Raw genomic sequence first — 23,178 nt, 5'->3', positions numbered from 1 at the left:
TCATGCGCACGGCTCTCAACATCGCGACGGACACCCTGGCGTATGGCATGGTGCTGTTCATCATCTCCATCGGCTTGTCTATCATGATGGGTCTGATGCGCGTGGTGAATCTGGCCCATGGCGCCTTCGCCATGATCGGCGGCTATCTCGCCTCCTACGCAATCCGCGATCTGCACGTGCATTACAGTTTGGCGATCTTGATCGCGGTGGTCGGCACCATCATCGTCTCGATTCCGTTCGAGCTGCTGCTGTATCGCCGGATTTACCGCAAGTCCGATCCCTTGATCCAGGTGCTGATGACCATCGGCATCACCTTCTTCATTATCGGCGTGGTCAACTTTGTCTTTGGACCGTCGCTGAAGACGATCCCCCTGCCGGCGCTGCTGAGCGGTCCGCTCGACATCGGCTTCCGCTCGGTGCCGACGCATCGGCTGTTCGTGATCGCCTGCGGCGTCGCCACCGCGCTGGCGCTGTGGCTCCTGATCGAGAAGACCGAATTCGGCATCAAGCTGCGTGCCTCCGTCGATCACAGCGGCATGGCGGATGCGCTGGGGATTCGCACCGAGATTATCTATGCAGTGACCTTCGCGCTGGCCATTGGCCTCGGCGCTTTCGGCGGCGTGGTCGGCGCTGAAATCCTGCCCATCGAGCCGTTCTACGCGCTGCGCTACATGGTGACGTTCCTCGTCGTAGTGTCGGTCGGCGGTGCCGGTTCGATCATGGGTGCGCTGTCGGCGTCGCTGCTTCTGGGCCTTGCCGATACCACCGGCAAATATCTCGCGCCGGAATTCGGCGAGTTCTTCTTCTATCTCACCGTGATCGTCATCGTGTTCCTGTTCCCGCATGGTCTGTTCGGCAGGTCGCACGCATGACTGACATCGCCATCGATCACGTGCCGGGCAAGCGCAGCATTCCCTTCGTGCAGGAAGGGCTTGGCGCGCTGACGATCATCGCGCTCGGCGCTGTGGGCTGTTTCCTATTTCCCGATGATCTCGCTTTGCTCACGCGGTTGATCGGCATCTCCTTCCTGGTGCTGTCGCTCGATCTGGTCACTGGCTATTGCGGCATCGCCACGCTGGGACATGCGGCGCAGTTCGGCGTCGCCGCCTATGCCGTCGGCATCGCCTGCGTGCGCGGCGTGACCGATCCTGTCGCACTGCTGGCGATCGGCATCGTCGCCGGTACGCTGATGGGCCTGATCTCCGGCGCGTTGATCGCCCGGTTTCGAGGTTTGCCGCAACTGGTGCTGTCCATCGCCGTCGGTCAACTGGTGGCGGCGCTGGCCAACAAGTTGCAATGGCTGACCGGCGGCAGCGACGGCCTATCCGGAATCTTGCCCGGCAAGGTGTTCGGCATCTACAGTTTCGACATGTACAGCCGGACCGCGTTCCTGTTCTCGCTTGCCACGCTGGTCGTGGTGTTCGTGGCCCTGTCTCGTTTCGTGCGCTCGCCGTTCGGCCTGTTGTGTCGCGGCATCAAGGATGATGACCTGCGCGCCAAAATGATCGGCGTCGCGGTCTATCCGCGTCTGGTCATCATGTATGGCGTTGCCGGCGCGGTGGCCGGCGTCGGCGGCGCGCTGACCGCGATCAGCACCGGCGTGGTCGGACTCGACAGCGTCGGCTTCGAGCGCTCCGCCGAGGTGCTGGTGATGCTGGTGCTGGGCGGCGCGGGACATCTGTGGGGCGCGCTGGCCGGCGCGCTGATCTTCCAGATTTTCGAGCACATTGTCTCAGCCGCCAATCCGTTTCACTGGATGACGCTGGTAGGGCTGTTGCTGATCCTGATCGTGGTGTTCGCGCCGCGTGGACTGATCGAACCCGTACTCATGCTGGTCCGGCGCAGGGCGGGGAAGGGCAGGCCGTCATGACTGACCTGCTCGAAGCACGCAGCATCTCCCGCGCGTTCGGCGGCCTGCACGTCACCGACAAGGTCAGCTTCACGCTGCGGCCCGGCGACCGCGTCGCCTTGATCGGGCCCAACGGCGCCGGCAAGACCACGCTGGTGAATTTGATCACCGGCGACATAGCACCGAGTTCGGGCCAGTTCCTGATGGGCGGCGAGGACATCACCGGGGAGAGCATTCCCGCCCGCGTGCAGCGCGGGTTGGTGCGCACATTCCAGACCACGCGGCTGTTCCAGAATCTCACTGTGGCCGACAATGTCGCGCTGGCGATCATGCAGCGCCGGCGTATCACCAGGCGATTCTTTTCCGGCGCCACCGAACGCCCCGACGTGCGCGCCGAATGGAGCAGCTTACTCGCCCGTCTCGGCCTTGCCCGACTGGCCTACCGCAAGGTATCCGAACTCGCTTACGGCCAGCAGCGGCTGATCGAACTGGCCATTGGCATTGCGCTGAAGCCGAAAGTGCTGTTGCTCGACGAGCCGGCCGCCGGCGTTCCCCGCGACGAGGCGCCACGAATTCTAGACGCCATCAACCAGCTGTCTGCCGACATCGCGGTGCTGATGATCGAGCACGACATGGACCTGGTGTTCAAATTCGCCACCCGCGTGCTGGTGCTGGCGGCCGGGCGGCTGATCTTCGAAGGCTCACCCAAGGATGTCACCGCCGACCACGAAGTCCGCCGCGCCTATCTCGGGAGCTATGCCGATGCCCGCCGCGCCCCTTGAAATCAACGGCCTCTGCGCCGGCTATGGCCCGACCCTGATCATCGAAGATATCTCATTTTCGGTAAAGGCGGGCGATCGCCTTGCGGTGCTCGGCCGCAACGGCATGGGCAAGACCACGCTGCTGGCGACGCTGATGGGCCTTTCGACGCGCCATGACGGCCAGATCAAAATCGGCGAGCAGGATATCACCGACCGGCGCACCTCGACGCGCGCCGATCTCGGCATCGGCTATGTGCCGCAGACCCGCGACATCTTCGCGTCGCTGACGGTTGAGGAAAACCTGCGAACCGGCTTGAAGGGCCGCCCGGTCGCGGCGCTGCACGAAGCCTATGAGATGTTCCCGCGGCTGCGCGAGCGTCGCCGCAATTACGGCATGCAACTGTCCGGCGGCGAGCAGCAGATGCTGTCCATGGCCCGCACGCTGCTCGGCAAGCCGTCGATCCTGCTGCTCGACGAGCCGCTCGAGGGCCTGGCGCCGGTAATCTGCGACGAGTTGATGGCGCTGCTCGTCCAACTCGCCGCAAGCAAAGAGGTCACCATCATCCTGGTCGAACAGCAGATCGAGCGCGCCCTGGATTTCGCCGACAGCGTCATGGTGATGGAACGCGGCCGCACCAGTTGGGCGGGTAGACCGGAGGTGCTGATCGCGGATCGGGCACTGGTGGATCGCCTTGTCGGGGTTGGTATTCACTAGGAGTCCAGACCATTGGCTCCCCGATCACGCCGATCCCGGCGGATGGGACCGATCACAGTTCAAATGGCCACTACTAGCGAATGTCGGTATCGGTGGTTGCGAGTCCCCGCAACCACTTTCATTATAATTCACTCACCGTCCCGGTCTAACCGCCGGAACGGATTTATGTTTTTGAAGAATGTAGGCGGCTGGGCGATGGGCCAGGTCCCGCTACGGGCGCCGTGACCTTATCCAGAGCGACGGGCGGACGACTGCTCTCGACAGTACATCCAGAGAAGTCCTCTCTCGCGCCTGGAGCAGGAGTGCGAGTCTCTTCGGGCGCGTCAGCAAAATCGGGTACTTAGGTAGCCATCAGCCGCATTGGCTGAATAAGACGCTGGTGAACAGTGGCGAACGATTGGGGAGTTTGCTGCCGATGACGTGCGTTGTCGTACGCGAGCGCCCTCGGATGTTCGCATTGACGTTGCTCGTAGCACAATCAACTCTTCTCCTGTCGAGCTTTGTGCGAATAGGAGGGCCACGTGAGATACAATCGACGAGTAGAAACTAGCGGACAACAGTCACGAGTCAGTCTATCCGCTCCGAAAGCCGCAAAACCGGGCACGATGCCATTCGCCCAGCGGCTCACCTGCACGATTGACGACGCGTGCGAAGTGACCGGCTTGGGACGCACGAAGCTTTACGAGTTGATAGGAGCTCGGCGTATCGTCACGACAACGATCGGACGTCGGCGACTAGTAGTGGTGCGCTCGACGCGCCGGTCCCGGTTCCCGCGTTCTTCTCCACTATAACGCTATGACCAGCAGCCACGTATTCACGCACGGCGCCGGGCGTAAGCCCAGAGCGATACTCGTGAGTTTTGATTTCCTTGGGAACGCCGACTAACATGTCAATTTCCTTCCATAGCCTGCAATTGTGCGTGTAGCAGTCCGAGGTCGCCGTTTTCTAAGCGGTCAGGTCGCGCATCTTCAGACCGTGCTTCTTGCAGTGTTCGATGTAGACGTCGTTCAAGGCCTTCCAGGTGCAGCGGGCCAGGATCTGCCCTGCATCGTCGACGAACTCAAATGCACCCTGGATAATCGCAAAGATGGTCGTGGGACCCTTGCCAGTCATCGTCGGTGCGTGCGTGGAACCTGCCGGCTCATAGACGACATCGCCAGCGTCGGCGATCCAGCCTTCGCCGTAACTCCAGCTGCCTTCGATCGTGTAGACGGCAACTGTTCCGGAGTGGTAGTGCTTGGCCAAGGTTTGGCCAGCCGGCACACGGATCAAGCATACGATCTCGCCGGTGGAGGGTGTGAGCCGGCATACCTTGATTTCGGCGCCGCTTTCGGGATCCAACAGGAGCCAGGGATCGTCCGCGGAGCGGATGTAAGAGGCGTGGGAGTCTTGGGTTTGGACTAGGGCGTTCACGGTGTCCTCCTTAGTGAGCTATGAAAGGCGCCATTGTGCCTGTTGCGTGAGCTGGAGAGTTATCCACTTTCAGCAACGCATGCGTCGCGCGCCCGCCCGTCCTAGCTTTACAGTCTGGGCTAGGTCGCTCGCTTGCTCGGACCGGCTGCCACTGCAAACGGTCTCTAAGAATCCGCAGAGACGTCTGCTTGATTCGCCGCCACGACGTCCAATTGCGTCGCGATATATTCGCCTTCGGTTAGTTCCTGTGCCCACCTTGGGACGGATCGCTTCAATTCTCGATGATGCGGTCGCCCACAGCGGCGAGGTCGACGAGAAAGCTTGTCGCCTCACGTTCTTTGGAGCAGGGAGATTAACATTTCGAGTCGACACATCAGCGCTTCACTCTGCAAATGGTGTCCCCCTGACGTCGCGATTGGATGCGACACGCGCGCCCGCAGTGCCGGTATCGATCCTCGGCCACGCGTTTTGTCCACTACCGCCACGCCAACCGGGCGTTTCAGCGTATGCTCCTTGGATGTCCGCGAGAACCACAGGTGCAAGACAGGACCCACACCCGGTCCTCAACTTCGCTAGGAGGGACCCGACGCGGCGGGAAAACGGTGGGAGAAGAAATCAGCGAGAGTCGCTCAGTCGGCTCTGCCGCCGGGTAACAGCCGTGGATCCTGCCGATGGGCAAGAACGCCGGTCACAAAGATGGCCAACAAAACGATAGGCGCGCTATTCACCCAGCGCGAGTCGCTGCCTGTGAGCAGATCGTAGTTCCGGACGATCAAGACCACCGCCGCCGTCAGCCCCAAACCGGCGAGTAGCGGCATCAGCAAGGTTGTGAACCGGCGGGGATCGCGCTCGCGTCGGAAAAAGACGACGATCGCATACGCAACTGCCGCCTGCAGGCTTACGATTCCGATTGTTCCGAGCGCCAGCGAACTGGGCATGAGGACAGCATACGGAACGAGTCCCATCGCCATCGGCACTGCAATGCTGACGGCGACGACCGCGGAAGTTGTGAGACTGGCGTTGGACGGAGCACCATGAACGGGGTGAACGAAGGACAGAGGGAGCGGTAGCTGGCCCTGACCGCTCAGTGTGAACACGTAGCGGGCAGCAGCATTGTGCAGCGCCAGGTAACAAGCGAAATTGCTAAGGCATAGCATCAGTGAGGTGATCGCCGTGATCGTTGATCCGGTGTTCTGCCGGAATGACTGCAGCACGAGATCGCCCTGCAGCCGTTCGGCCATCGCCTTCACGTTCTGCGGTCCAAGGTCCCCGACGATCACCCAGATGGAGAGGAAGTAGAGCAACGCGACGAGGACGACTGCGGCCAGCGTGGCGCGTGGTACGACACGCTTGGCATCCCGGGCTTCCTGGACATAGAGCGCCGAGGATTCGATCCCGATGAACGATGCCAGGGTGGTCATGACCGCAATCCCCAGCCCTTCCGCGAAAACGCTGCTCGGCTCGATGGCGGTGATGGGGAATGCGGCTGAGCCCTTGCTGAGGACTATACCCGCCACCAGGATGAGCAACATGGCAAAGCCGGCGACGACCATCGGCACGAGGATGCGCGCCGCGAAATCGACGCTGGATCGACCGAGAAGACCGACCAGGATGACGAAGGCCACCGTCAGCGCTTGCCAACCGAGGTCGACGCCGAAATCCTTCAGTGTGAGGTCGGCAAAGTAGCCGCAGAAGATCGCCAACGCCGCCGACATGGCCAGGTACGCAGTCAGGGCTACCCACGCGGCACCGGTGCCGATGCGCTCACCGAACACCTCTGAAAGGTACCGATAGAACGCTCCGGCACCAGGAACAGAGCGGATGAGCGCTGTGTAGCCGACGACAAAGAAGGACATCAGCAATCCCGCGGCGAGGTAGGTGCCGGCTAGGCCGGCACCGTTGCCTTTCATGAAAGCGATCGGCGCTGTGCCCACGATCGCGCCTAGTGGTGCGGCAGCCGCAATCACCAGCAGAGTAACCTGAGTCGCGCCCAAGTTGCCGCGCAGCTCATTGGCAGGCATCGGGACCTCCGCCGAAGCGGCGCGTGAAAGTCTAGTCATCTAAGTTCAGTTGATGAAAGCGGCGTCAGCTTACGATGCTGCTTGAATGCCACGAAAGCCCTATCCGTCACCTCGAGCGTTCGGGAGATGTCTTCGTCGGTGAGCGCGGCGCAAACAAACATGTTGTGGAAGGGGTGCAGATAGACGCCTAGTTCGATCGCGGCGTTGGTCCAGATGTTCCCAAGCTTTTCTTCCACATCGCCGGCAAAGAGCATTTGGGGCATCTGTACCGGCCCTGTCTGGCGTAATTCTAGTCCGTGACGTCGCACCTGTTCTTCAATGCCATCTCGGAGCATCTGGCCTATTGCTAAGCTGCGCTCGAGGTAGTCCGTTGATTCGATGAGTTCTAGCGTTCGCAGGGAGGCCGCCAAAGGCACGGCCGAGCACCAATAGGACCCGGTCACGAAGATGCGTTGGAAGGCTTGGCGGGTCTTGTTGTTGCCAAGGAGAGCGGAAATCGGGTAGCCATTTCCCATGGCCTTGCCCCAGGCACTGAGGTCGGGGTTGACGCCAAGTGCGTCCCAGCTGCTGCCGCGAGCGAGCCGAAACCCAGTGCGCACCTCGTCGACCACTAGGAGCGCGTCGTGCTCGTCGCACAGGCGCCGTACAGCTTTGGCATATGCTTCGGTCGGTACTAGGTGGTCAGTGTGGACATCATGCCGTATCGGTGAAGCGAGCACGGCGGCCACATCGCCCGCGTGGGAACGCAATACTTGCTCCAGGCTCTCAGCGTTGTTGTATTCAAAATAGACATTGTGCGCCCGGTCCTCGCGCGTGATCCCAACATCGACGGGCGTGCACCAGATGGCAGCGCCGTGGTAGGCACCCGTCGCCATCAGGATCTTTCGTCGATTCTTGTAGGCACGAGCGCAGACGACTGCCATCGAGGTCGCATCCGTGCCGTTCTTGCAAAAAACGGCCCAATCCGCATGGGTCACCATCCCGACCAGTTTCTCGGCGAGGTCAACGATAACTGGCGCGGGCCCGGTCATCGTGTCGCCGGAACTCAGCTGCTGAACGGCTGCCGCATCGATGTCAGGGTGGGCATAGCCGAGCAGATTCGTCCCATATCCGCCAATGTAGTCGATGTACTCGCGGCCATCAGCGTCCCAAAGGCGGGAGCCTTTCGCCCGGGAAAAGTATTGGGGATACGAGGGCGGCAGAAACGACGCACTCTGGTGCCCGTACATGCCACCGGGAATGACGGCGGCAGCCCGTTCTCTGAGTTGGCTTTCTTTGCTCATAGCGACTTTCGAAGGACAGAAGTAGCGGGGCCGACGTGTTTTCGCGTCGGAAGATCTGTGCCTCACAGGCTAGGACGCAAACGATGACTTCGTTAGCCAATCTTGGCAAGGAACTCGGGAACGGCAACTCGGGCGTCACATCCGCAGCCGTCCTGTGCATCGACATTCCTTCTAGCTCGCTACACGCATGTGGTTCGTACCCGTCGAGATGTACGTGCCCATCGACGCCGAGCCTTCAGCCACATCGAACTGCGCCGCCGCTCGTCCAGCCTGCCGCTTCGCTGGCCAATTTCAACCGCCTGTGATTACGAGGCGCGGTGGCGAGAGTTTGGCTGGGGCTTGCCGATGGATTCGCATCGATCGGCTGCGGTTGTGCACCACGACGGCGGACAAGTGCGCAGGCGCCGAGCGACTATCTGCGGGCCGGCGTCGTGTAAACCGCACCGATCTCGTTGCCAGCGCTTGTCGTCTCGAGCTGGCGCAGGAAATCTCAGGACGGGCGCGAGCGCAGCGTCGCTGAGGGCAACTCGCCAAAGAGTTGGCGATACTCTGCACTGAATCGGCTAAGGTGCCAGAAGCCCCAGCGAGCGACCACCTCTTTGATTTGCATCGGCCGGTCGTAGTCCGCGGACAGCAGGTCTCTCCGCGCACCATTGAGCCGCAGTACGCGCAAATAGGTTGCCGGGTTCACCCCAAGAACGTCCGTGAAGCTGTATTGAAGGGTGCGACGCGACACCTTGAGTGCACGACATACATCGATGATCTGCAACGGATCGTCGATGTGCTCGATGATGTACTCACGTGCGCGCTTCACCACTTGGGAACGTCCGAAGGACGATAGCGATTGGCGGGGAGACGGCTGGTTGGCGCAGACCAGCGGCGCTAGACAAGCCAGCGTTTGGTGCGTGATCGCGCTTCGCGGATCTAGAGCGACGGAGGCATCGTCAAAGCAGGTCCGGAGCACGCTAAGCAACTGGGAACCGGTGCGCCGGGTGGCATCAGCGTCGTTCACGATGAGCGGCCCGTGGTCAAGCCAGCTTCGAGTGCTCACGTGCTCCACCGTCCACATGTAATCCTGCATCAACTCGCGGTCGATCGCCAGCACGAGCATTTCCATTGGTGGAACCACTGCATCGTGCTCCTTGTCGCCCCTGAACACGACCGCGCTGGCCGACCCCCAGGCCATACCGTTGAATGAGCCTTCGCCTGCCATGCTCAGCGGGATCCCAAATACATAGCATTTGGGCCAAGCGGAACCGTACTCGTTCAGCAGCAGGTTGTTCGTCTCGAGGAGGATCTGCAAGCCAGGCAGTCGGAGCGCACGCAAGGTGCCGCGGAACTGTCCCGGCTCCATCTGTGCGTAGTTCAGATCCCAGCCTTCGATCGAATCGCTTTGCAGTGCGACGTCCACAAACGTGCTGACGCTCAGCACCGGGCAGTCTTCCACTAGGCGCACGTCTTCGGTCGCGCTGGGCCTATGTTCTAGAGAAGGGTTCATTCGGCTTCCAGCAAGACTTGCAATCTTCCAGCACGCAAGATTTATGCCAGGGTTCAGTGTAGTTCGCCGCTTGAACCTGCGCAAGCTCGGGCTTTTCACCATCGCCTACCGTGCCAAAAATCGGCCATCTGCGCGATTGTGCTCGTTCGAGGGAACGCAACGTTCCTGTCGTCATGCTCATCAAGAAATCATCGATGTTGTGATGCATATTTACCGTCATCTGGCTCTTGCCTGCGGCTAAGGTGACGCTGCGCTAATTCAGTTCCGTGCCGAACCCGAGCCGACACACGAAGCCGGCGTGCGCGGTCGGTCAGCCAACTAGTTATCAATCCAGTTGACGGCGTCTTCCACCGTTGCACGTTTGGTGCGGAAGGCATTGGCCGGATGCGACGGATCCTCAAGTCCGAACGAAATCCCACAAACAACCAAACGGTTCTGCGGCAATCCAAGGAAAGATCGAACGAACACCGACTGCGAAGCCAGGGCGGCCTGTGCAATCGTGGCGATTCCCAGACTTCGGGCGGCTAGCGAAAAATTGCTAACATAGGCGCCGCAATCGATGGCGCCATACGTTCCCAGATCGTCTTCGGTGGTGATGACGGCTACGTGTGGCGCGTCGAAAAAGCTGAAGTTTTTAAGCGCCTGAACTCTTGACGCTTCACGATCTCCGCGTTTGATGCCAACGCTCTCGTAGAGCTGGAATCCGCATTCGCGTTTGCGGTCCAAATATATTCCTTTGTACTCGCGCGGAAACTCCAGATCAGTGTCCCCGCGCTCACCTTTTTTCTCGATCACGTGACTATGAAAGGCTTTGCGAAAACGATCAGTGGCCGCGCCACTTGTGATAGTCACTTGCCACGGCTGAGAATTGCACCACGAGGCAGTTCGTTGAGCCATACGCAAGATTTTGGTAATGGTTTCACGCGACACCGGTTGCGGCAGAAATGCACGGCAGCTATATCGCTCGACAAGCAATTCTTTGAAAAGCTCTGATCGAGACTGCTTGTGCTCCTGATCACTGTCGCCCGACTGACTAACGCTTTCTGCCCGCGAAACCGTCATTGTCGTTCTCCTCTTCCGTTACGGGCGACCGCCCGGAAATGTTGATTGAAACGTTAAGACCGGGTGAAGCGCGGCAACAAGCACCGATTTGCTCATTTTGTTGTCGGTTTCGCTCATGCATTCTTGGTACGCAGCGTTTACCAGGCCAGATACGTTCCGAACGTATCGGTCAATTTCTCGAAGTCCGCATCTTGGACGATGTGCGGCCCTCGTGTTGATGTTAGCGATGTACTTCCTTCGTCTTCGGCATCCGCGCTCAAGACGTCCGCTGAAGCGAAATACGCAGTTCTGCAGCGCCACGGTCGATCAAGACGCGCCGTCGCCCGTCCGCGTGTTGCGCTCCGACGGTGCAGAACTTGGGCCTCAAAATGAGCAAAACGGACATTTGGGAGAGCAAAGCGGGCATGGATGCTCCCTCTGCCATCACATATTTTGGTGGGGTCCAAGACGATCCGAGGGATCGCGGGTGCTGCCATTGCACCAAATGAGCTGAACGGGCGCCTGGGAGGGCCGATGCCGATCAATAGACGGGCGGTTATTGTATCTGCCCTAAGCATCGCATTCCTTAGCGCGAAGTTTGCTTCAGCCTTGGCTCAGGATCTGGGTGTCAGTGACACTGAAATCAAGTTCGGAGAGGCGACCGCATATTGCGGGCCTTTATCTGGGCGCCGGTTTGATCAAGAAAACTCAAGTCACGTTCTTTGACAGGTTGGGTGCTGCGACGCACTCGGCCCGTTCTGAAGCTCATACGAAGATGGAGGCTTTGTTGTCATACCCAAAGATTTCCGACCGGCGAGAGTGTTCCCGATGACCGTGCTGTCGGTAGGTAAAAGAATGGCTGCGCTGGCAGCCCTGGAGCCGAATCTGCCTGCGCTTACGTGCGAGGGAGAAACGCTGACGCGCATCCAGTTCGAGAAGCGGACCAATCAGCTCGCTCGATACATGGAGTCCATCGGTGTCAAAGCTGGTGGCCTTGTCGTGGTCGCATTGCCAAACGGAATGCGGTTCCTTGAGACGGTGTTCGCCTCGCTCAAACTTGGGGCAACGCTTCTTCCGGTATCGTCGAGGCTGCCAAAGGCGGAGCGGGATGGCATTCTTGACCTCGCGAAGCCGGCGTTAGTGGTCGGGCTCGAGAGCGAGTCTTACGCGGCCCTGGTGCCAGACTTTGTCGTTCCCGAAACCCTCTCCAACGCTCCGCTGCCAGATGCGATCTCTCGGCCGACGAGAGGGCTGACGTCGGGGGGGAGCACCGGCCGTCCTAAGATCATCTTCACGACCGATGAAGGCACCGTCGAGACGGATGGTCCCCCTGGCATGAAAATCGAACCGAACAAGCCAGTTTTGATTCCTGGTCCGCTTTATCACGGAGGCCCCTTTGCCTACGCCTATCGATCGCTCCTGTTCGGCGCCCATGTCGTGATCATGACGCGCTTTGAGGCCGAAGAAACTTTGGCGCTGATCGAGAAATATCGGATCGATACGGTTCCTCTGGTGCCGACGATGATGAACCGAATCTGGCGTTTGGATGTGGACCTTCGAAATCGCTACGATCTCTCCTCCGTCCGTATGGTTGTCCATTACGGCGCGAGCTGTTCGGCCTGGCTCAAGCAACAATGGATCGAATGGCTAGGTCCCGAGAGGGTCGATGAGTTTTACGGTACGTCGGAAAGAATTGGATTTACCTGGATAAACGGATCGGAGTGGCTTGCCCATCGGGGATCCGTTGGTCGCCCCATCGATTGCAAGATCCGAATTCTGGATGAGGACGGGAACGATGTTCCCGTCGGGGAGGTCGGCCAGATATTCATGCTGCATAATTCCGGGTCCGGGACGACTTACCGCTATGTCGGCGCCGACCCTCTGTTTCAACGTAACGGTTGGGAAACGGTTGGCGATATGGGAAGCCTGGATCAGGATGGCTATCTCTACATCGCAGACCGCCGACTGGACATGATAGTGAGCGGTGGCGCGAACATTTTTCCCGCTGAAGTCGAGGGTGCGCTCGATGAGCATCCGTCGATCCGGGCATCAGCCGTGATCGGTCTTCCAGATGAAGATTTGGGACATCGCGTCCATGCGATCGTCGAATCGTTGGAGCCGATTAACGAGACCGCCCTGAGAGAATGGCTCGGCGACCGTTTGGTTCGCTACAAAATTCCACGTACCTTTGAATTCGTTACGACGCCGGTTCGCGACGAGGTCGGAAAACTGCGGCGATCGAAGCTGAGGCAGGAACGAATTTCCGCTCAGTGAGCGATCAGTCGTCACGGTACGCTGGACCGATAATATGCGCGACCTCGATGAGGTCGCCCGAAGTCGTTTCTTGAAACGGCCAACCAGCACGCTGCAAAAGCAAGCGATCCGTGGAAACGGAATTCTTCTGCCCAATTGGGCCAACGGAGGCATAGCCAAGCTTCAAGACGAATAAACTTGAGCAAATGCGTCAATGAAAGTGAACAGATCGGAACTTGATGTCGTGAAGCTTATCGACAACATGTCCTCCAATTGAACTGTGATCGGGTGGGTCTATGTGGTCGATATTGGAAGCGGTTCTCGATACAAACTGTGCGGCCACCCACAAGCCGTCAATTTCGGCTTCTTCACGAGAAGCTTCATGAGGGCCCTTCTGAGCAGAACGGTGGGTGGGCCCGAAACGCTGACGGTAGATCATGTGGACGATCCGTCGCCCGCGGCCGATGAGGTTGTGATCGACGTTGAAGCCTGCGGGGTGAACTTTCCCGATGCCTTGCTTATCATGGACAAGTATCAGGTATTACCGCCGCGGCCATTTTCGCCTGGCTCGGAGGTTTGTGGCTTCGTCAGCGCGACGGGCGCCTCCGTCACCACGCTGAAAGTCGGCGAGCGCGTTATCGCTCGTTGCCCGTGGGGCGGGATGGCGGAAAAATTGAAGGTGAGTGCGGAGCGGTGTCTACGAGTACCCACCGAGTTGCCCGCGGTTGAATTGGCAACATTACAATTTACCTATGCAACGGCATTCCATGCGTTGCACGATCGGGCAGCTCTCCGCGAGGGAGAGAGACTGCTGGTGCTCGGAGCTGCCGGAGGAATTGGGATCGCGGCGGTCGAACTAGGAAAGGCTTTTGGAGCAAAGGTGTTTGCCGCGGCCTCCAGCAAGGAAAAGCTCGATTTTGCGCAAGAGCGCGGTGCGGACCAGGCCATCCTCTATCCGGCCGCACTGGACGAGAGCGGTTCCAAGAATTTTGCGGCGGCCATCAAGTCGGCGGCTGGTCCCGAAGGCATCGACGTTGTGATCGATCCGGTGGGTGGCGCCTACACCGAAGCCGCGCTTCGAGCGATGGGGCGCAATGGTAGGCTTCTGATTGTCGGATTTCCCGCCGGGATTGCGAAGGTTCCCATGAATCTGCCGCTGTTAAAATCGTGTGCCATCGTCGGAGTCGATTGGCGCAGTTTCAACATCCACGAACCCAAGCGAAGCGCCAATAATTCGCGCCGGATCATTGAGATGTATGAGAAGGGACAGATTGCACCGGCGGTATCCCAGATCTTTTCGCTCGATCAAGCGGCTCAGGCCATTCGTCAGATATCTCAGAGGTCGGCGTTGGGAAAGCTCGCCATCGATATGTCAGGCAGTCGGTGCCTGTTGTCGCGATGATGCCCGCCAACAACACGCGTGATGAATTGCAACAATGGGCCTCTGCATTCGGAGGTAAGACGGCATGGATGTTGTCGGGCGGTAGGGACGTCATCAGTTACCGAGAACTTGACGCGAGGGCCAATCGGACGGCGCAGCTGCTGCTTTCGATTGGGCTGCGATCGCGGGACACGATCGCTCTCAGGCTCCCTAACTGTGCTGAGTTCCTTGAACTATGCTGGGCCGCACGTAGGCTGGGCTTGTACTATACGCCCGTCAGCGCCCGGCTTACTCCCGTCGAACTTGAATACATCCTGCGCGACAGTGGGGCGAGAGCCTTCTTCACCGAGGCTCAAACTGATTTCGAGTTTCCTGGGCATATGTACGAGGTCGGCTCGGATCGAGGCGCAGGCAACGATTACGCAACTTGTCGCGACGCGTTTGATTCTAACGTCTCGTTACCGCCGTCTCCGGTTGGGAAGGACTTTGTTTATTCGTCGGGAACGACCGGGCGTCCAAAAGGCATCAAGCGAAGCCTGTCTGTCGACCTGATGCAGGAAGCCCGACTTTCGCAGTGGATACAAGCCTTCTCCAAACATGATGCGGAATCAGTCTGCCTGATTGGCGCTCCCCTCTATCACGCAGCGCCGCTGCGGTTTGCGATGCGCTCGCTGCAGCACGGCGGCACCTTGATTGGCATGTCGAAATTTGACGCTCAAAGCGCGCTGGCGACGATTGAGAGCAACAAGGTCACGCACAGTCTGTGGGTGCCCACGATGTTCTACCGGATGCTCGCGCTTCCCGAGGCGGTGCGTAACTCCCACAGCGTCGGCTCGATGAAGTGTGCAGTGCATTCTGGTGCGCCGTGCGCGCCCGATCTGAAGAGGCGTATGATCGAATGGTGGGGGCCTGTCATATGGGAATATTACGCGGCTTCCGAGGGTAACGGAGCGACCAAAATCTCCTCGCATGAGTCGCTGAGCCGCCCCGGGTCGGTCGGCAAGGCCGTATTAGGTACCATCCGCATTCTCGGACCTGACGGGGAGGAATTGCCGGTTGGCGTCGACGGCGACGTGTATTTCGAAGGCGGCCCAAAATTCCACTATCATGGTGACCCCGACAAGACCGCGAAGTCCCGCGATGCGCGCGGGCGGACGACCGTCGGCGACGTTGGCCACCTGGATGAAGATGGCTACCTGTATCTGTCGGATCGCAAGGCCTTCACGATCATATCGGGCGGAGTGAACGTTTATCCGACGGAGATCGAAAACGCGCTTTGTTCACATCCAGCCGTGGCGGACGCAGCTGTGTTCGGTGTCCCGAACGTCGAATACGGAGAAGAGGTCAAAGCCGTGATCGAGCTGCAGCCGGGGTTTCAGGCCGGGGACGAGATGGCCTTGCGGCTGATGGAGCATTGTCGAGAGACGCTGTCGTCGATCAAACGCCCCAGATCGATATCGTTTGAAGCCCGGTTGCCGCGTGAGGAAAACGGTAAACTCTACAAGGCCGACCTCCGGGCAAAGTACTCGCATCAGGCCACCGAAATAAAATAGAACAGGGAGGTTCCATGGACTTTCAACTCACGCCCGCCCAGCAGGCGATCAAGGACAAGGCTGTCGACTACGTCCGAACCGTTTGCGGTCCGATGGAAAAGGACTGGCCGTTGAGCGATTACGACGCAACGCCACAGCAGATTCAGTACCTTCGCGACAAATTTGAGGAATATGGCTTCCGCGGAATCGCGATACCTGTCGAAAGCGGCGGCAAGGGGCAGGGGATGCTCGCCAAGTGCCTGGTGTACGAACAGCTCAAGTCGTCATTTGTGACGCACGGAAATACGGCGCTTTGGCCCGGTTATATCGACCCGCCGCCGGCATTGTTTCGCGCGCCGGAGGCCCAGCGCGAGAAGTATCTACGTCCGATTCTCGAGGGCAGGAAAGCCTATCACATTGCGATTTCGGAGCCGGGCGCCGGTTCCGACGCCGCGGGCATACGGACGACGGCGCATCGCGAGGGCGACCACTACGTCATTAACGGCATCAAGCGTTGGACGCAGGATCCCTCCGAGCCCTATATCAAGCCGGATTATTTCGTCGTTTACGCGGTTACTTCTCCAGGAAAGGGCTATCACGGCATCACGTCGTTTCTTGTCGACTATCCTTCGGACGACATCCACGTGGTCCGAAGGATGGAGACCGCTGCGCCGGGGACGACCCTCGGCAAAGTCGTGGATCTCGAGTTTCGCAACTGTCGGATCCCGGCGGAAAATCTGCTCGGAGAGGAAGGTCGTGGTTTTGCGAACTTCAATGAGCAGTTAAACCGCAACCGTACCGTGATTTCGGCGGGGGCTGTCGGCATTGCCAACAGGTGTCTCGACATCGCCTCGCAATATGCGAAGAGCCGGGTGACGTTTGGCGCGCCGCTCGCCGAGCGGCAGGCCATCCAGTGGATGCTGGCGGAATCGGCAATTGAGATCAATGCAGGCCGCCTGCTTGCCTACCAGTCCGCCGACAAGATGGACAAAGGCGGAGATGCGCGGGTCGAGGCGGCGATGGCAAAGGCCTACTGTCCTCGCATGGCGTGTCGCGTCATCGACCGCACCATCCAGATACTGGGCGGCTTGGGGCTGATCGCTGATTCCCGGCTTCGCGACGTCTATTTTCTGCAGCGCATCTTGTGCGTGGCAGAAGGCAGCGAAGAGGCTATGAAACTGACTGTCGCGCGCGGTGTGTTGGGCGGATGGGGCAAGGCGGAATCCTCCGATGCTTCCTACTTCGAGAGGCTGGAGCCGACCGCGGCTTGATCTGGCGTCGTCGGTTTCGGGCGATCGTTGACGCAAACACTTCTCCGCTGGACTGTTGTCAGACGGCGGAGCGTTTGCGGTAGTCGCCCGGCGCGCATCCAGTCCATCGTTTGAAGGCTCGGTGAAAAGCGCTCACCTCGACAAAGCCGGTTCGCATCGCAAGTTCTTCAAGCGGCAGATTGGTGCTGACAAGATATTCGATCGATACGTCCCGGCGCACTTCGTCCTTGAGGCGCTGAAAGCTCGTATTGTCGTCCAGTAGACGGCGGCGAAGTGTTGCCACCGACAATTGAAGAACACCGGCCATATTTTCGAGAGAGCTACCTTCCCCTAAGTTGCGCCTCAGGTAGCGGCGAACCCGCTCCGCCGCGCTTGCGGTGTCCCTGAATGCAACGGCAAGATTGCCAGGTGACTTTCTCAGGAAATCTTCCGCGGACACCGCATCCTGGGTATTCGCGAGTTGAAGCAGTCCGGCATCAAAGCGTAGTTCAGTGTACCCGGAGGAGTACGAAACCCGCGTTCGATAGACCCTGGCGGGTTCGGCGCTGGCGCTGGCCCGCGGGAAAACGAAGTCTACGCCTGCCAGAGGCAGACGCCGTCCCGTGACCCAGCACATCATGCCATAAAGAAAGAACACGAATGTTGCGTGAAATTGCCGTCTGCATTCAGGATCTGAAATTCTATCGGTGAGTCTGATGCGAGCGAGCCTTTCATCCGTCAAGGTCAGCCGCGCTTCGAAGTCCCTCGCGGTCACATGGTAACAATTAAGACCGGTCCGTAAGGCGGCACCAAGCGTCGGCTGCCGAGCCACGGAGCGGCACATCAGCGCGAAACTGCCGATCGGGATTGGTACCGGGCAGAGACCCCACGATTCGTCACGGCCCAGCAGCGCGGCAGAATTGAAGAAGCTGGAAAATTGCGATTGCGACAAGCGCGCCTTGGAGGACGACAAAAGGACCTTCGAAATTCGAGATCGCTTCAGCAGCCGGTCAGCGTCGAAGTTCCGAGTGCGCCATATCTCGAGCAAGTTCAGCGCCCGTTCGACTGGAATGGTCGCGTTCGACGCGAGAACCTTCATTACCGATCGCCCTTCGCCTGCTCCATCCGGAACGTAGCGGATTTCCCGGAGAAAGAATGAGCAGAATAGATATCCGCTCGGAGCAGCCCGGGCATTGGACCGGCAGCTCCCAACTCATATTACCGATGCCAAGAGATCAAGCCAAGCAGCCTTGGCAAAGCGCGCTGCGCCGCAAAATAGGATGGGAGGGCTTAGTGACGATCAACCGTCGGACAGTGATAGCGTCCGCCCTGACGGCCCCGTTTCTGCAGCCGGGAGCAGCCTCCGGTCGGACCTACGATCAGGGTGTCAGCGCTACCGAAATCAAGCTCGGTCAGACAACAGCGTACAGTGGACCCGTATCCGGTGCCGCCTCGATGAAGCGCGTGCAGGTCGCGTATTTCGACAAGCTGAGTGCCGAGGGCGGTATCAACGGCCGCAAGGTATCGCTCATATCCCTCGATGACGGCTACAGCCCGCCGAAAACCGTTGAAGTCACGCGAAAACTGGTCGAGAGCGACGAGGTCTTCGCGATATTCAATTCGTTCGGCACTCCGACCAGCGCGGCCGTCCAGCGCTATCTGAATATCAAGAAGGTACCCCAACTCTTCGTATCGAGCGGGGCCGCGCGCTTCAACGATCCAGTTTCGTCGCCGTGGAGCTGTCCAGCCCTTCCCGATCTTCAGGACGTCGGGGCTCTGTATGCCCGCTTTATCCTCAATAAATTTCCCGGCGCGAAAATCGCAATTCTGTTTCAGAATGACGACTTCGGGAAAGACATGATGAGAGGCCTCAAGCAGGGGCTCGGATCGCAGAATGCAAACATGGTGATCAAGGAAGTTAGCTATGAATCGACCGAACCGACGATCGACTCGCAGATCGTCACGCTGAAATCATCTGGGGCAGACCTATTCATAAACCTGTCGACCGGCAGGGCGACGGTTCAGTCTATCAAGAGGGTGTTCGAGATCGGTTGGAAGCCGGTCCACATCGTCAACGGGGCGTTCGGGACGATATTTGAGGTCTTCCGGCCTGCGGGTCTCGAAAAGACCAAGGACATCTATTCGAGCGCGTTCGTAAAGGATCCTGCCGACCCGACGTGGTTCGAAGATTCTGGCATGGTCGAGTATTTCGAATTCATGAAGAAATATATGCCGGACGTCAGCATGTATAATCGCACGAGCCTGAGTTCATACGTCACTGCTCAAGCAATGGCTCATGTCATCAGGTTGGCTGGCGACGACGTCACCAGAGCGAACGTCATGAGAATCGCTACGTCACTTACGGATCTCAGGATACGTGACCTGCTGATGCCGGGCGTAACGATCAACACCACTCCCGAAAAGCGGAATCTGTTCGGAAAGGAAGTCATGGCGCAGTTCAACGGAGAACGGTGGGATGTCCTTGGCGATTTCTGAGATTAAAAAGCGTCGAGACCATGGTTGGATGTGGAGGATTTTTGAGACCGTCCTGACTGTCGGTCGTCAATGGTCGCGCTGGCTTCGGCGGAGCCAGGCCGCCACGCGCGCAGAGACAGTCAACTGAAGCAGAGGGCTAAGTTATGATCATGGAATTTTGCAAGGTCGATAGAGAAGAAGGCGTGCTGGTGGTTACGATGAACCGCCCCGAGGTTCTCAATTCGTTGCACTGGATGGCTAACCGGGAACTTGAATTGGTGTTCGACGATTTCAACCGCGATCCGGGGTTGCATGTTGCTATCGTCACCGGCGCGGGTGATACCGCGTTTTCGGCCGGAAACGACATGAGATATGACGGACCCGAGAAGTCCTGGGGTCTGCCTGAACGCGGTTTTGCAGGGCTTTCCAGGCGCACCGATATCGATAAGCCGATCATCGCAGCTGTGAATGGACTTGCGGTAGGAGGCGGATTTGAATTGGCGCTGGCTTGCGACCTGCTGATTGCAGCCGAGCATTCGACATTCTCTCTGCCCGAGCCGCGTGTTGGTTTGGCGGCTCTGGCTGGCGGCATGCAGCGCTTGCCGCGCCAAATCGGTACCAAGAATGCTATGGGGCTGATTCTGACCGGCAGAAAAGTGACCGCTGCAGAGGGGTTGCGGATGGGGTTCGTTAACGAGATCGTACCTCGAGGTGAGACGTTGACGGTGGCCAGACGCTGGGCGGACGAAATTATCGGTTGCTCCCCACTGGCAATTCGCGCATCGAAACAAGCGGTCCGGGCCGGTTCAAAGGAGTCCGACTTGCAGCGCGCATTTGAGGTCGAGCGATCGTGTCCGGCTGTCAAGGCTCTCATGGTCAGTGATGACAGGGCAGAAGGCAGGCGCGCGTTCGTTGAGAAACGCGCTCCAAAATGGGCTTCGATTTCCTGAGGTCACCAATAGCGCGCGCAGCGAACGTCTGTAGTGGCATCGCTCCATGCGGGCGTTCTGTTGTCTGCGCCAGGGTCCTTTCCGATTCGATAGGAATCGAAACGGGACTCTGGCTTGACGCGTTTTCTGCACACGAACGGGCCTCCGCTTCGTGTCGCTGGAAAACGCTACGGCCCTCAAATTTGATCGGCGTCGTCGCGAGATTCTGACCCAATGCGCCGCGAACGCGAGCCAGCTGCCATAAAGTCGCCATCAATACATGAGAATGAACATTCATTCGAGTGAATTTTGGATCTGAAGCATGGCGGTATCAGGAACAGCGACAGCTGTCGCTCGGCATAACCAGCAGAGTGATGCAGCCGCGGCACGTCGGGAGCACATCCTCGCTGCGGCTGAGCGTTGCTTTATGCGCAACGGTTTCCACCGCACGACGATGCAGGATCTTGCCGCGGCCGCGAGGATGAGCGCGGGCAACGTTTACCGATACTTCGCGTCCAAGGAGGCGATCGTTCTCGGCCTTGCACAGCGCGAGCGTGAGCGGGGTGAACAGTTCGTCGTCCCGCTAAAGGAGATGGGCGACCTGCGGGCGGCGATGTTACACGTCATCCGAGAGTATCACGTCACAATCAACCCCGGGAAGGCGGTGTTGTGGCTCGATATTTGGGCGGAGAGCACCCGCAATCCGCATCTCGCTGCCTCCTATCGTGCCCAGCGAGCCACGAGCCGCGCTTTTTTCGTCCGCATTCTCTCGACATTGGCTTCGGCGCCAAACGTGGACGCGGAAGCTCTCTACGCAGCGATTGATCCGCTGATGAAGGGCATCCTGGTCAACAGGGCAACCATGCCAGACTACGATCCGGAGCCGGCTTACGAACAGCTCCTCACAATCATCGACCGGCGCTTGTCGGGCCAGGAAACTTGACCGGAGATTTCGGTACGGAAGCCTGACGGTCGCCGCTGTAAGGCGAGTTCGCCGTCAGCTCATCATTCCGAACTACTAAAAGAGTACAGATGCAGCGTAGCAAATTCTCTCCACGCCTGATCCAGTGCGCAGTCCTCGCGGCAATGCTCCTCTTCGCTGGAGCAGTCTCCGCCGCATCAACGATCGATCCCAGCGGGACCTGGCTTACCGAAGATGGCCGCGCCAGGGTGCGCGTCGAATATTGTGGCCCACAGCAGCAGCAAGTTTGTGGATATCTCGTCTGGGTGCAGCAGCCGAGCGACGCGAGCGGCCGTCCGTTCATTGATACGGAGAACCCGGATCGCGAGAAGCGATCCCGGCCAACGCTTGGGCACCAGATGATCCTCGGTCTGAAGCCCAACGCGAACGCGCGATTCGAAGGCCCGCTCTACAATGCCGACAACGGCAAGAGCTACGACATTTCGTTATGGCGGGCAGGGCCCTCTGAACTGCGGGTGAAAGGCTGCATGTTGGCCATATTGTGTGGCTCGCAGACTTGGACGCTCGTAACTGACGTAGCACCAGGCCAGCTCTCAGGACCCACAGGCAGTCCCAAAGGGCCGAGACCGGACAGGGAATGGGCTAACGACGGGACAGGCACGATTGCATCCGGTGCGAGGCCGTCAGCCGCTGCAATATCGAAATCGAAGTAGCTAGTCATGTTGATCAGCCGAGCTCTGTAAGCAGTTTCCGGGTCTCTCCGGCCTAAGCGCGATCTCGTTCATGTCTTCTGACTGAAGCTAGCGAGCAGTCTCACCTGTGTCCTTCAATAGCTAGGCTGAGAATGAATATTCATTTTTCGGGAAAGAGCGATGAAAGCTTCTGAACGCGACGGCCTTAAAATTCTCAGCCCTTCTCTGCGAGCGAACAGGGATAGGCGGGCGGCCCGGCAGCTAATGACGTTGTTGTCGATGCTGCTGCTGACCGGCTGCGCCGTTGCGCCGCTCGAGAAATCTGGCGGCCTGTCATCCTATGCCGATCTTTCCCCAGCTGATGGCGTACTGACGAAGGCACAGGTGCACATTGATAGGGACAAAGTCCTCGCCGCGCGAAGCGTGACCATCGTGCCGACAACGTTCTCCGCAGAAGCCGAGCAGAGAGGGTTGACGGAGAAGCAGCGCACGCTTGTCGCAAACGTCATCGATAGAACGCTGTGCGCCGATCTGACCGAGCGCTTTAGGGTGGTTCCGGCCGGTCAACAAGCTGACCTCAGTATTCATGCTGTCGTGACCCACTTCAACCTGACCGATAAAACGGCAGCCGCTGCGTCGAAGGTAGCTTCCATCGTTCCGGCCGTCGCCTTTCCCGGCGCGCACGTCATGGTTCCGCGGATTCCGTTGGGTCTGGGCAGCCTATCCGTTGAAGCCGAAGCGCGTGGGCCCGCTGGCGAACAGAAGGCAGCCATCGTCTGGGCGCGCGGGGCAAATTCCTTTACGAACCAGCCGCGCATCTCGGAAGCGAGAGATGCCTACGATCTTGCCAGCGATTTTGGCGACGACTTCGGCAAGCTTCTCGTCTCGGCGGCAAATCCATTTGATGGACACGCGTCTCTGCCTGCGAAGGGGCGGATTGATTTAGCCTTCGGTAAAGAGCCTGAGGAGGCCGCCTGTAAGGTATTCGGCCGAGGTCCGGGGGCGTTAGGGTTGTTCGGAGCCGCTCTCGCCTTGCCTCCCGAATGGACAGACGCACATGCGGATTAAAACGGGCTGCGTGCTCGGGCCATACGAGTTTCCAGGGCGCGCGGCTCCGCCGGCGACCATTCTTCCCTAACTTGCCGTGCGCTCATTGGGAGACC

19 protein-coding genes and 1 pseudogene are annotated in these 23,178 nt (G+C 59.2%); 13 read left to right on the top strand and 7 right to left on the bottom strand.

What is annotated here, in order from left to right:
* Positions 1-2 precede the first annotated feature (2 nt).
* From UP09_RS08660 to UP09_RS08645, 4 genes are read left to right on the top strand one after another with little or no spacing between them, the layout of a single operon-like run.
* Positions 3-872 carry a branched-chain amino acid ABC transporter permease gene (locus tag UP09_RS08660; RefSeq protein ID WP_044537650.1) on the top strand — a complete coding sequence of 290 codons (870 nt, stop codon included), beginning with the start codon at positions 3-5 and terminating at the stop codon, positions 870-872.
* Positions 869-1,870, top strand: coding sequence for a branched-chain amino acid ABC transporter permease (locus tag UP09_RS08655; protein ID WP_044537649.1), 1,002 nt, complete (start codon positions 869-871; stop codon positions 1,868-1,870). The genes UP09_RS08660 and UP09_RS08655 overlap by 4 nt, the downstream gene beginning before the upstream one ends.
* A complete protein-coding gene (locus UP09_RS08650) occupies positions 1,867-2,631 on the top strand; it encodes an ABC transporter ATP-binding protein (protein WP_044537648.1) in 765 nt (254 codons plus the stop codon). Before UP09_RS08655 ends, UP09_RS08650 begins: the two co-directional genes overlap by 4 nt.
* Positions 2,612-3,325 carry an ABC transporter ATP-binding protein gene (locus UP09_RS08645; RefSeq protein WP_044537731.1) on the top strand — a complete coding sequence of 238 codons (714 nt, stop codon included), beginning with the start codon at positions 2,612-2,614 and terminating at the stop codon, positions 3,323-3,325. The genes UP09_RS08650 and UP09_RS08645 overlap by 20 nt, the downstream gene beginning before the upstream one ends.
* A 753-nt stretch (positions 3,326-4,078) precedes the next feature.
* Here the strand turns inward: UP09_RS08645 and UP09_RS36885 are convergent.
* The 6 genes and pseudogenes from UP09_RS36885 to UP09_RS08620 all read right to left on the bottom strand — a co-directional run.
* Positions 4,079-4,213: pseudogene (locus UP09_RS36885) on the bottom strand (alanine dehydrogenase); the annotation flags it as partial.
* Between the two features lie 57 nt (positions 4,214-4,270).
* Complete coding sequence (locus tag UP09_RS08640; protein WP_063840137.1) at positions 4,271-4,738, bottom strand: 2,4'-dihydroxyacetophenone dioxygenase family protein; 468 nt, start codon at positions 4,736-4,738, stop codon at positions 4,271-4,273.
* A gap of 629 nt (positions 4,739-5,367) precedes the next feature.
* The gene (locus tag UP09_RS08635) at positions 5,368-6,759 is read right to left on the bottom strand and encodes an APC family permease (protein ID WP_197082644.1); all 1,392 of its coding nucleotides are present in this window, start codon (positions 6,757-6,759) and stop codon (positions 5,368-5,370) included.
* Between the two features lie 35 nt (positions 6,760-6,794).
* Positions 6,795-8,042, bottom strand: coding sequence for an aminotransferase class III-fold pyridoxal phosphate-dependent enzyme (locus UP09_RS08630; protein ID WP_044537646.1), 1,248 nt, complete (start codon positions 8,040-8,042; stop codon positions 6,795-6,797).
* A gap of 490 nt (positions 8,043-8,532) precedes the next feature.
* Positions 8,533-9,474 carry a helix-turn-helix domain-containing protein gene (locus UP09_RS08625; RefSeq protein WP_197082643.1) on the bottom strand — a complete coding sequence of 314 codons (942 nt, stop codon included), beginning with the start codon at positions 9,472-9,474 and terminating at the stop codon, positions 8,533-8,535.
* 384 nt (positions 9,475-9,858) lie between these two features.
* Positions 9,859-10,602, bottom strand: a complete 744-nt coding sequence (locus UP09_RS08620) for a nitroreductase (RefSeq protein ID WP_082070055.1) — start codon at positions 10,600-10,602, stop codon at positions 9,859-9,861.
* A gap of 807 nt (positions 10,603-11,409) precedes the next feature.
* On the opposite strand from UP09_RS08620, the gene UP09_RS08615 reads away from it, so the two are divergent.
* The 4 genes from UP09_RS08615 (at position 11,410) to UP09_RS08600 (ending at position 17,018) form a co-directional block, all read left to right on the top strand.
* Positions 11,410-12,855: an AMP-binding protein gene (locus UP09_RS08615; protein ID WP_044537644.1), complete on the top strand. Its 1,446-nt coding sequence runs from the start codon at positions 11,410-11,412 to the stop codon at positions 12,853-12,855.
* A 277-nt stretch (positions 12,856-13,132) separates the two neighbouring features.
* Positions 13,133-14,236, top strand: a complete 1,104-nt coding sequence (locus UP09_RS08610; RefSeq protein ID WP_197082641.1) for an NADPH:quinone oxidoreductase family protein — start codon at positions 13,133-13,135, stop codon at positions 14,234-14,236.
* Positions 14,233-15,768, top strand: a complete 1,536-nt coding sequence (locus UP09_RS08605) for an AMP-binding protein (protein WP_052833026.1) — start codon at positions 14,233-14,235, stop codon at positions 15,766-15,768. Before UP09_RS08610 ends, UP09_RS08605 begins: the two co-directional genes overlap by 4 nt.
* Before the next feature lie 14 nt (positions 15,769-15,782).
* A complete protein-coding gene (locus UP09_RS08600; RefSeq protein WP_044537643.1) occupies positions 15,783-17,018 on the top strand; it encodes an acyl-CoA dehydrogenase family protein in 1,236 nt (411 codons plus the stop codon).
* A gap of 58 nt (positions 17,019-17,076) precedes the next feature.
* On the opposite strand, the gene UP09_RS08595 is transcribed toward UP09_RS08600, so the two are convergent.
* Positions 17,077-18,096 (bottom strand): AraC family transcriptional regulator, encoded by a 1,020-nt coding sequence (locus tag UP09_RS08595; RefSeq protein ID WP_044537642.1) that lies wholly within the window; start codon positions 18,094-18,096, stop codon positions 17,077-17,079.
* A gap of 56 nt (positions 18,097-18,152) precedes the next feature.
* On the opposite strand from UP09_RS08595, the gene UP09_RS08590 reads away from it, so the two are divergent.
* The 5 genes from UP09_RS08590 to UP09_RS08570 all read left to right on the top strand — a co-directional run bounded on the left by UP09_RS08590 (position 18,153) and on the right by UP09_RS08570 (position 23,083).
* Positions 18,153-19,493, top strand: coding sequence for an ABC transporter substrate-binding protein (locus UP09_RS08590; RefSeq protein ID WP_052833025.1), 1,341 nt, complete (start codon positions 18,153-18,155; stop codon positions 19,491-19,493).
* A gap of 143 nt (positions 19,494-19,636) precedes the next feature.
* Positions 19,637-20,422: an enoyl-CoA hydratase-related protein gene (locus UP09_RS08585; RefSeq protein ID WP_044537641.1), complete on the top strand. Its 786-nt coding sequence runs from the start codon at positions 19,637-19,639 to the stop codon at positions 20,420-20,422.
* A gap of 301 nt (positions 20,423-20,723) precedes the next feature.
* Complete coding sequence (locus UP09_RS08580; protein WP_044537640.1) at positions 20,724-21,344, top strand: TetR/AcrR family transcriptional regulator; 621 nt, start codon at positions 20,724-20,726, stop codon at positions 21,342-21,344.
* A gap of 89 nt (positions 21,345-21,433) precedes the next feature.
* Complete coding sequence (locus UP09_RS08575) at positions 21,434-22,036, top strand: DUF2147 domain-containing protein (RefSeq protein WP_044537639.1); 603 nt, start codon at positions 21,434-21,436, stop codon at positions 22,034-22,036.
* 159 nt (positions 22,037-22,195) lie between these two features.
* Positions 22,196-23,083 carry a DUF3313 domain-containing protein gene (locus UP09_RS08570; RefSeq protein WP_082070054.1) on the top strand — a complete coding sequence of 296 codons (888 nt, stop codon included), beginning with the start codon at positions 22,196-22,198 and terminating at the stop codon, positions 23,081-23,083.
* Positions 23,084-23,178 lie beyond the last annotated feature (95 nt).

This window comes from Bradyrhizobium sp. LTSP885 (assembly GCF_000938305.1).
Taxonomy (GTDB): domain Bacteria; phylum Pseudomonadota; class Alphaproteobacteria; order Rhizobiales; family Xanthobacteraceae; genus Bradyrhizobium.
This window is presented reverse-complemented; position numbering and strand designations above follow the sequence as displayed.